This window comes from Actinomadura geliboluensis, assembly GCF_005889745.1.
GTDB lineage: Bacteria > Actinomycetota > Actinomycetes > Streptosporangiales > Streptosporangiaceae > Spirillospora > Spirillospora geliboluensis.
The window spans coordinates 1-9038 of sequence record NZ_VCKZ01000376.1; the positions used below are offsets into that span (position 1 = coordinate 1).

General features: G+C 71.0%; 8 protein-coding genes and 1 pseudogene. 4 read left to right on the plus strand and 5 right to left on the minus strand.

Annotated elements, in window-relative coordinates; translation table 11 throughout:
• The 3 genes and pseudogenes from ETD96_RS45285 to ETD96_RS35325 form a co-directional block, all read left to right on the plus strand.
• A pseudogene (locus tag ETD96_RS45285) lies at window positions 1–665 on the plus strand (hypothetical protein); the annotation flags it as partial.
• 154 nt (window positions 666–819) lie between these two features.
• Window positions 820–1620: a sensor histidine kinase gene (locus tag ETD96_RS35320; RefSeq protein ID WP_138640817.1), complete on the plus strand. Its 801-nt coding sequence runs from the start codon at window positions 820–822 to the stop codon at window positions 1618–1620.
• Window positions 1621–2283, plus strand: a complete 663-nt coding sequence (locus ETD96_RS35325; RefSeq protein ID WP_138640818.1) for a response regulator transcription factor — start codon at window positions 1621–1623, stop codon at window positions 2281–2283.
• 157 nt (window positions 2284–2440) lie between these two features.
• Here ETD96_RS35325 and clpX read toward each other — a convergent pair whose 3' ends face one another.
• The 4 genes from clpX to tig all read right to left on the minus strand — a co-directional run bounded on the left by clpX (window position 2441) and on the right by tig (window position 6997).
• Window positions 2441–3715 (minus strand): ATP-dependent Clp protease ATP-binding subunit ClpX, encoded by a 1275-nt coding sequence (gene clpX, locus ETD96_RS35330; RefSeq protein ID WP_138640819.1) that lies wholly within the window; start codon window positions 3713–3715, stop codon window positions 2441–2443.
• A 173-nt stretch (window positions 3716–3888) separates the two neighbouring features.
• Window positions 3889–4572: an ATP-dependent Clp protease proteolytic subunit gene (locus tag ETD96_RS35335; protein ID WP_138640820.1), complete on the minus strand. Its 684-nt coding sequence runs from the start codon at window positions 4570–4572 to the stop codon at window positions 3889–3891.
• 28 nt (window positions 4573–4600) lie between these two features.
• Window positions 4601–5233: a ClpP family protease gene (locus ETD96_RS35340; protein ID WP_138640823.1), complete on the minus strand. Its 633-nt coding sequence runs from the start codon at window positions 5231–5233 to the stop codon at window positions 4601–4603.
• A gap of 288 nt (window positions 5234–5521) precedes the next feature.
• A complete protein-coding gene (gene tig / locus ETD96_RS35345; RefSeq protein ID WP_138640821.1) occupies window positions 5522–6997 on the minus strand; it encodes a trigger factor in 1476 nt (491 codons plus the stop codon).
• Window positions 6998–7225: 228 nt separating this feature from the next.
• On the opposite strand from tig, the gene ETD96_RS35350 reads away from it, so the two are divergent.
• The gene (locus ETD96_RS35350) at window positions 7226–8437 is read left to right on the plus strand and encodes a DMT family transporter (RefSeq protein WP_205719601.1); all 1212 of its coding nucleotides are present in this window, start codon (window positions 7226–7228) and stop codon (window positions 8435–8437) included.
• Between the two features lie 86 nt (window positions 8438–8523).
• Here ETD96_RS35350 and ETD96_RS35355 read toward each other — a convergent pair.
• Window positions 8524–9038, minus strand: a 515-nt coding sequence (locus ETD96_RS35355; protein WP_138640822.1) for a S1 RNA-binding domain-containing protein, incomplete at its 5' end; no start/stop codon positions are given.

The following is a 9038-nucleotide window of genomic DNA, read 5'->3' on the forward strand; positions in this document are numbered from 1 at the left end:
TGCCCGGTGGGCCGGTGCCGCCCGGCGGGCCCTTCCCGGGGGCGCCCTACGGGCCGCCGCGGCGCCGCGGGGGCGGCGGCAAGGCCCTCGGCTGCCTGATCGGGGGCTTCGTCGTGTTCCTCCTGCTGTGCGCGGGCGGGTACGGCATCTACCTGCAGCAGACGTCCCACACGCTGACCGCGCCGTCGTCGGCCGGCGGCATGAGCCGCGACACCGCCACCGAGGCCAAGGCCGACGACGCCGTGAACCGGTTGAGCCGGATCCTCAGCGACGCGAGCGACTACAAGGTCCACCGGACCGTCAGCGCGGTGTACGGCCTCGGCAAGGAGAAGTACCTGTTCGTCGGGGGCACCGGCGACCACCGGCTGAAGTACCCGGAGCAGGACTTCAACGGCGCCGTCAGCAGCGCTTTCACCGGCATCGACAACACGGTCTACTCGCCCAGCACGGTGAAGCTGTCGGACGCGGGCGGTGACGGCGTCGGCCTGTCCACCACCATCCAGGTCTCGATCATCACCTCCGCAGGGACGCGGAACACCACCGGCTACATGGCGTCCTGGTCCACCAGGACCACCATGGGCATCGTCATGCAGATCGGCGAGCCGTCCGAGAGCATCGACCTTCCGAGCGTCATGCGCCGCATCCGCGCGGACGTGGAGGACTGAGCGCGGGCGCGGAGGAGCGGGCCGCCTCCCCGTCCGTCCGGCTGAGAGCGTTTTCCCGCCGAGGTCGGGACACAGGTCACCTGACACCGGGTCGCCCCGCCCGAAAAGGTGGTGCCCTGAGGTCCGCGACACCGGGCGGAGAGAGAGGGACGGGATGCGAGCGGTACTGGCACGCGCCGCCGTGCTGGCCGGCGCGTTCACAGCGGGGGCCGTGGCGGCACGTGCCGCGACCATCCCTCACCTCCGCCGGCTCACCGCGGACCTGCAGCGCTCCCGGGAGCGGATCCTCGCCAGCCGGGAGGAGGAGCGGCGGCGGCTGCGGCACGACCTGCACGACGGGCTCGGGCCGACCCTCGCCAGCCTCGCCATGTCGCTGGACGCCGCCCGCATCACGCTCGCCTGCGAGCCGGAGCGGGCCGACCCGCTGCTCGCCGACGTCCGGGACCGGCTGGCCAGCGCCGTCGGCGAGATCCGCGACCTCGCGCACGGGCTGCGCCCGCCCGCGCTGGACGACCTCGGCCTCGTCGCCGCCATCGAGTCGTTCGCCGACGGCTGCTGCGAGCGGGTCGACGTCCGGTTCGACGGCGAGCCCGCCGGGCTGCCCGCCGCGGTGGAGGTGGCCGCGTACCGGATCGCGCAGGAGGCGCTGACGAACGTCCGGCTGCACGCGCCGGCGAGCTGCGCGTCCGTCCGGCTGAAGCGCGACACCGACCTGCACCTGGTGGTGGCCGACAGCGGGCCCGGGCTGACCGACGCCGCGCGCGGCGGCGGCCGGCCGCGGCCCGCGCGGGGCCTCGCCGCGATGCGGGAGTGGGCCGCCGAGGTCGGCGGCAGCTGCGAGATCACCTCCCGCAGCGGCGGCGGCACCCTCGTCGCGGTCCGGCTGCCGCTCGGCGCCGCGGAGACCGCCGCCGGGTATCATCAACGTCCCTCGGTCGGGAGAAAGCGGGCGTAGATGTCGGAGACCATCCGGGTCCTCATCACCGACGACCACCCGGTGTTCCGGCAGGGCCTGAAGGGCCTCCTGCAGGCGCTGGGCGTCGAGGTCGTCGGCGAGGCCGAGAACGGGCCCGAGGCCGTGCGGATGGCGGCCGAACTGCAGCCCGACGTCGTCGTGATGGACCTGCACATGCCCGGCGGCAACGGCATCGAGGCCACCCGCACCATCACCCGCACGAGCCCGCGCATCGGCGTCCTGGTGCTCACCATGTTCCGCGACGACGACTCGGTGTTCGCGGCGATGCGCGCCGGCGCCCGCGGCTACCTGCTGAAGGAGTCGGGCGCCGAGGAGATCGCGCGCGCCGTCCGGGCGGTCGCGGCGGGCGAGGCCATCTACGGCCCGGAGATCGCGCGCCGCGTGCTCACCTACTTCACCGACATGCCCGACCCGCGGCAGGCCGCGTTCCCGCAGCTGACCGAGCGGGAGCGGGAGGTCCTCGAACTGATCGCGCAGGCCCGCAGCAACGCCGAGATCGCCGCGACGCTCTTCCTCAGCCAGAAGACCGTCCGCAACCACGTCTCGAACATCTTCATGAAGCTCCACGTCGCCGACCGCGCCCAGGCGATCGTCGTGGCGCGCGAGGCCGGTCTCGGCGAATCGTCCACCACCCGCCACTGACCCCCGCCACTGAAACGCCGAACGCCCCCGACCGTGAGGTCGAGGGCGTTCCCGCGTCTGCCTCGGGGGTTCCAGGGGGTCGTCCCCCTGGGCCGGTATGTGATCGGGGCAGCGGTCCGCGCTTTCCAGCGGACACACCGCCCCCATCACACCCCGATCACGCCGACTTCTCGCGCGGTTCGCGCTTGGGGCGGTCGCGCGGGACGAGGGTCGGGTTGACGTGCTCCAGCACGGCCTCCCGGGTGATCACGACGCGGGCGACGTCCTGCCGGCTCGGGACCTCGTACATCACGGAGAGGAGGACCTCCTCCATGATGGCGCGCAGGCCGCGGGCGCCGGTGCCGCGCAGGATGGCCTGGTCGGCGATCGCCTCCAGGGCGTCGTCGGTGAACTCCAGGTCGACCCCGTCGAGCTCGAAGAGGCGGTGGTACTGGCGCACCAGCGCGTTCTTCGGCTCGGTGAGGATGTTGATCAGGGCCTCGCGGTCGAGGTTGTGCACGGAGGTGATCACCGGGAGCCGGCCGATGAACTCGGGGATCATCCCGAACTTCAGCAGGTCCTCCGGCATCACGTCGCCGAGCACGGCCGACGACTCCTCGAAGTCGGACTTGGAGCGGATCTGCGCGCCGAACCCCATGCCCTGCTTGCCGACCCGGGATTCGACGATCTTCTCCAGCCCGGCGAAGGCGCCACCGCAGATGAACAGCACGTTCGTGGTGTCGATCTGGATGAACTCCTGGTGCGGGTGCTTGCGGCCGCCCTGCGGCGGGACGCTCGCGGTGGTGCCCTCCAGGATCTTCAGCAGCGCCTGCTGGACGCCCTCACCCGAGACGTCCCGGGTGATCGACGGGTTCTCGCTCTTGCGCGCGACCTTGTCGACCTCGTCGATGTAGATGATCCCGGTCTCGGCCTTCTTCACGTCGTAGTCGGCCGCCTGGATCAGTTTGAGGAGGATGTTCTCGACGTCCTCCCCGACGTATCCGGCCTCCGTCAGCGCCGTTGCGTCCGCGATCGCGAACGGGACGTTGAGGAGTTTGGCGAGCGTCTGCGCGAGTAGCGTCTTGCCGGATCCGGTGGGGCCGAGCAGCAGGATGTTCGACTTGCCGATCTCGACCGGGTCGTCTCTGCCGCTGTCACCCGACTGGATTCGCTTGTAGTGGTTGTAGACGGCGACGGAGAGCGCCTTCTTCGCCGTCTCCTGCCCGATCACGTAGGAGTCGAGGAACTCGTAGATCTCCCGCGGCTTGGGCAGGTTGTCCCACTTGAGGTCGGAGGTCTCGGAGAGCTCCTCCTCGATGATCTCGTTGCAGAGATCGATGCACTCGTCGCAGATGTACACGCCCGGACCCGCGATGAGCTTCTTGACCTGCTTCTGGCTCTTCCCGCAGAACGAGCACTTGAGCAGGTCACCACCGTCGCCGATGCGTGCCACCCAACTGTCTCCTTTTCGTGGGGCCGCCCGCCTTGGAGGATGCGGCGCAGCTCGGTTGCGTCCCGAAGGCTCTCGACGTTGGACTCGACGTTACCGCCTCCGACGGACTTGGAAAGCCCCTCGCCCGGAAGTGTGGCGCCCGGGCTCGGGGACTCTCCCGTCCTTGTGCCGTCTCAGGACGACACTACCTCGGCTTTCCGCTTCCTGCTGGCGAAGACGTCGTCGATGAGGCCGTAGTCCTTGGCCTCGTCCGCCGTCAGGATCTTGTCGCGCTCGATGTCGTGGCGCACTTCGTCGATGCTCCGGCCGCTGTGCTCGGCCAGGATGCTCTCCAGCAGCTCGCGGATCCGCATGATCTCGCGCGCCTGGATCTCTATGTCGCTCGACTGCCCGTAGGTGCCCTCGGTCGCGGGCTGGTGGATCAGTATCCGCGAGTTGGGCAGCGCGGCCCGCTTGCCGGGCGTGCCGGCGGCGAGCAGCACCGCGGCGGCCGAGGCGGCCTGCCCGATGCAGACCGTCTGGATGTCCGGCTTGACGAACTGCATCGTGTCGTAGATCGCCGTCATGGCGGTGAAGGACCCGCCCGGCGAGTTGATGTAGATGCTGATGTCGCGGTCCGGGTCGATGGACTCCAGCGTGATCAGCTGGGCCATCACATCGTTCGCGGAGGCGTCGTCGATCTGCACGCCGAGGAAGATGATGCGCTCCTCGAACAGCTTGTTGTACGGGTTCATCTCCTTGACCCCGTACGTGGTGCGCTCGACGAACGACGGAATGATGTAGCGGTTGTCGACCGGCATCGGGCCGGCGCCCGGCCGGACGATATCGGCGAAACCGGGACGGTACAGGTCGCTCATGGTGGGCCTCCGATCAGTGGTCAGGTCGTCAGGAGACGGTGCCCTCGGAGGGCACCTGGGTGGCACTGAGCACCACGTGGTCGACGAACCCGTAGTCCTTCGCCTCGTCGGCGGTGAACCAGCGGTCCCGGTCGGAGTCGCGCTCGATCTGGTCGAGCGCCTGGCCCGTGTGCACGGCGATCTTCTCGGCGAGCGTCTTCTTCACGTAGAGCATCTGCTCGGCCTGGATCTTGATGTCGGAGGCCGTGCCGCCGATGCCGCCGGACGGCTGGTGCATCATGATCCGCGCGTGCGGCAGGGCGTAGCGCTTGCCGCGGGTGCCGGCGCACAGCAGGAACTGCCCCATCGACGCGGCGAGGCCCATGCCCACCGTGACGATGTCGTTCGGGACGTACTGCATGATGTCGTAGATCGCCATGCCGGCGGTGACGGAGCCACCTGGCGAGTTGATGTAGAGCGTGATGTCGCGGCGGCCGTCCTCGGCCGACAGCAGCAGGAGCTCGGCGCAGATGCGGTTGGCGATGTCGTCGTCGACCTGCTGGCCGAGGAAGACGATGCGCTCGCGCAGCAGCCGCTGGAACAGCTGGTCGCCCAGAGGCAGCAGGGGCGCCTCGGCGACCCGTGCCTGGATCCGCGACGACTCGTCGAAAGTCGGAGGCATGCTCACCGGGTGTTCCTCCGGTCCTTTTAATCGGTTCGGATGCTTGGACATTAACGCGCTCCCGGGCCCGCTTAAGCCCGGGGGGCCGCCTTTTCGCCAGGGGCGTACCCGCGTGCGGCCGGATGTCCCGCGCGTTCCGGACGATCTTCGCCAACGCGGCGCCCCGTCCCCGGCCGGAACGGGACACGCCCCGCACCCGGTGGTCGGGTGCGGGGCGTGTCCGCGATGCGCCGGGGACGTCCCGGAGGCGTGCGGCCGCCCCGGAGCGGGGCGAAGCCGTCAGAAGCCTCAGGCGTCCTTGTCCTTGGCGTCCTTCTCGTCCTGCGCCTCGGTGGCCGGGGCCTCCTCAGCGGCGGCCTCAGCGGTCTCCGCGGGCGCCTCCTCCGCGGCGGCGGCGTCCTCGCCCTCCTCCGCGGCCTGGACTGTTTCGCCCGTCTCGCCGTTCAGCTCGCGCTGCACGGCCTCGACGTCGATCTCGTTGCCCGACTCGTCCTTGACGGTGACGTGCTCGACGACGAGGTTCAGCGCCTTGCTGCGCAGCACCTCGGAGACGATCGCCGGAAGCTGGTTGTTCTGCGTCAGGTACTCGGCGAGCTGCTGCGGCTGCACGCCCATCTGCATCGCCTGCGTGACGACGTACTCGCTCAGCTCCTCGTTCTCGACGCCCAGCTCCTCCTGGACGGCGAGCTGGTCGAGGACGAACCCGCCCTTGACCGCGAGGCGGGCGGCGTCGGCGACCTCGGCGTCGAACTCCTCGGCGGACTTCTCCTCGTCCTTGAGGTAGTCCTCCTTGGTCATGCCGGCCATCTGGAGCTGCTGCTCCAGCTGCTGGTTGCGGCGGCCGATCTCCTCTTCCACGACCTTCTCGGGAAGCGGGATGTCGACCTTCTCCAGCAGCGCCTCGAGGGCCTTGTCGCGCGCCTCGGACAGCTGCTGCAGCTTCACCTGCCGGCCGAGCCGGGTCCGGACGTCCTCGCGCAGCTCCTCGATGGTGTCGAACTCGCTGGCGAGCTGGGCGAACTCGTCGTCCAGGTCGGGCAGGTTCTTCACCTTGACGCTCTGCACGGTGACGGTGATCTCGGCCTCCTCGCCGGCGTGCTCGCCGCCGACCAGGGTGCCGGTGAACGTCGCGTCCTCGCCGGCGGCCAGGCCGGTCAGCGCCTCGTCCAGCCCCTCGATGGCCGAGTTGCTGCCGACCTCGTAGGAGTAGCCGGTGGTGGAGGCGTCCTCGATCTCCTCGCCGTCGATGCGGGCGACCAGGTCGATGGAGGCGAAGTCGCCCTCCTCGGCGGCGCGCTCGGCATTGGTGAGGGAGGCGAACCGCTCGCGCAGGTTGCCGAGGGTCTCCTCGACCTGCTCGTCGGTGACCTCGGCGTCGTCCACCACGACCTCGAGGCCGTCGTAGTCGGGCACCTCGAACTTCGGCCGGATGTCGACCTCGGCGGTGAACGCGAACTGGGTGCCGTCGTCCAGCTCGGTCACCTCGACGTCGGGCTGGCCGAGCACGAAGATCTCGGTCTCCTCGACGGCGCGGCCGTACAGCTCCGGAAGGGCGTCGTTGACGGCCTCCTGCAGGACCGCACCCCGGCCGACGTACTTGTCGATCAGCGGGGCGGGGACCTTGCCGGGCCGGAAGCCCTTGATCCGCACCTGCTGCGAGATCTCCTTGTACGCCTTGTCGAGGTTCGGCTTGAGCTCGTCGAACGGAACCTCGACGGTGAGCTTGACCCGGGTGGGGGTCAGCTCCTCGACATCGGTCTTCACTGGGGTTGGTCTCCTTGATCGGGCGCTGTCTCGGCCGCGGCGTTCGACGCGTGCTCAACTCGAGGGGCGCGGCCACGCCGAAAGCCGGCTCCGCGCCTTCGCGCGCTCAAGTGTATGGGGTCACGGCGCCGGCTGCGGACATCGGAGGCCCGCAACACCGGCGAACACCTGTCAACGATGCCGCACAGGCAGTGACATACGTGCCCCGAACCTCCATACTCGTCCGGGATGAACGGGATAGCCGCGGCCTTCAGTGCGACCGGTCTCTACTACCTCGGGTTCGCCGTGTTCAAGCTGGCGGCGGACCGGATGCCCGCGCTGCGGGGCAACCGCATCCCGCACATGATCTGGACGATCGTGAGCAACTGGATCTTCCTGATCGCGCTCTCGGTCGTGCTCGGCGGGCTCACCCTGCAGATCATCGCCCTCCGGAACCTGCCGCTGTCCACCGCCGTGCCGATCTTCATGTCCGGCATCGTCCCGCTGCTGCTGATCGCGCTCGTGTTCTTCGGCGAGCGGCTCACCGCGCGCGAGTGGCTGAGCCTGCTGCTGACCGGCGCGGCGATCCTGCTGCTGACCGCGTCCCTGAGCGGGGACGAGCCGATCGGCTCGGCGGACGCCCCGCTGTGGAAGATCGCGGTCGTGGTGGCCCCGGCGGTGGCGGTGCCCGTGCTCATCCTGATCCTCGGCGACTACCGGCCGGACGGCCGGCACGCGCGCCCGGTCACCGGCATCGCCTACGGGCTCAGCGCCGGCTTCCCGGTCGGCACCGCCGAGCTGGCGATCAAGGGGTGGAGCGACGATCCGCACGCGGCCGGAGCCGGCATCCTCGCGACGCCGTGGCCGTACCTGACGGTGGTGGCGGCCGGCATCGGGTTCGGGATCATGGTGACGGCGTTCCAGCGCTGCCGGGTCTCGATCGTGGCGACGGTCATGACGGTCGCCGCCAAGTCCTACCTGCTGGCGATGGGCTCGTTCATGTACGGGGAGCCGTGGCCGCAGGACGCCGCCCGCTCGGCGATGCGGCTCGGCGCGCTGGCGCTGGGCGCGGTCGCCGTCCTGCAGTTCCCCCGGCACCGGCCGGTCGAGGAGGAGCCGGACGGGGCGTCCGGCGGGGCCGCGGCCCGGGAGGACGCGGCCGCCGCGCGCGACCCGTTCGGCGGGGCGGCGGTCGGCGGCCCGGTGCTGGGCGGGCCGGTGCTGGGCGGGCCGCGGCTCGGCGAGGTGTACGGGGCTCCGGTGCCGCCGCCGCGCTCCCCCTACGCGCAGGACCCGCTCGGCCAGGGCCCCTACAACCCGCCGGAGGGATACGAACGCCCGGAGGCGCCGGCCCCGCAGGAGGGAGCCTCACGGGAGGGAGCGCCGCCGCGCCGGCCGATTCGTCCGCAGAGCCCGACCGAGACCGGGTCGGACGGGCGCTGGCGCGGCTTCAACGAGTGAGCCCCCGGCCCGCCCGCGCCGGTGGGCGGCCTGTTCCGGACGCGACGGTCCCCGGCCTCCGCTGAGAGGCCGGGGACCGGTTCGTCTCAGCGGCGCTTGGAGTCGCCGCCCGGGAGGCCCTTGTCGAGGCCGGCCCGGCGGAGGGCGTCGGCCATGGCGCCGCCGCCTCCCTGGCCGCCGCGCTGGTTCTGGCCGCCGCGGCCCTGCCCGCCGCGCCCGCCGCCGCGCTGGTTCTGGCCGCCGCGGTTCTGCCGCCCGCCGCCGTCGCGCTGCTGCTCCCGGCCCTGCCGCGGGCCGCCCTGGCGCCCGCCGCCCTGCTTGGCGCCGCCGCCCTGCTTACCGCCGCCCTGCTTGCCACCACCGGACTTGCCGCCACCGGGCTCGTCGTCCAGGCGGAGGGTGAGCGAGATGCGCTTGCGCTGCAGGTCGACGTCCAGGACTTTCACGCGGACGATGTCGCCGGGCTTGGCGACGTCGCGCGGGTCCTCGACGAACTTGTCGGACATCGCGGAGATGTGCACGAGCCCGTCCTGGTGGACGCCGACGTCGACGAACGCGCCGAACGCGGCGACGTTGGTGACGACGCCCTCCAGCAGCATCC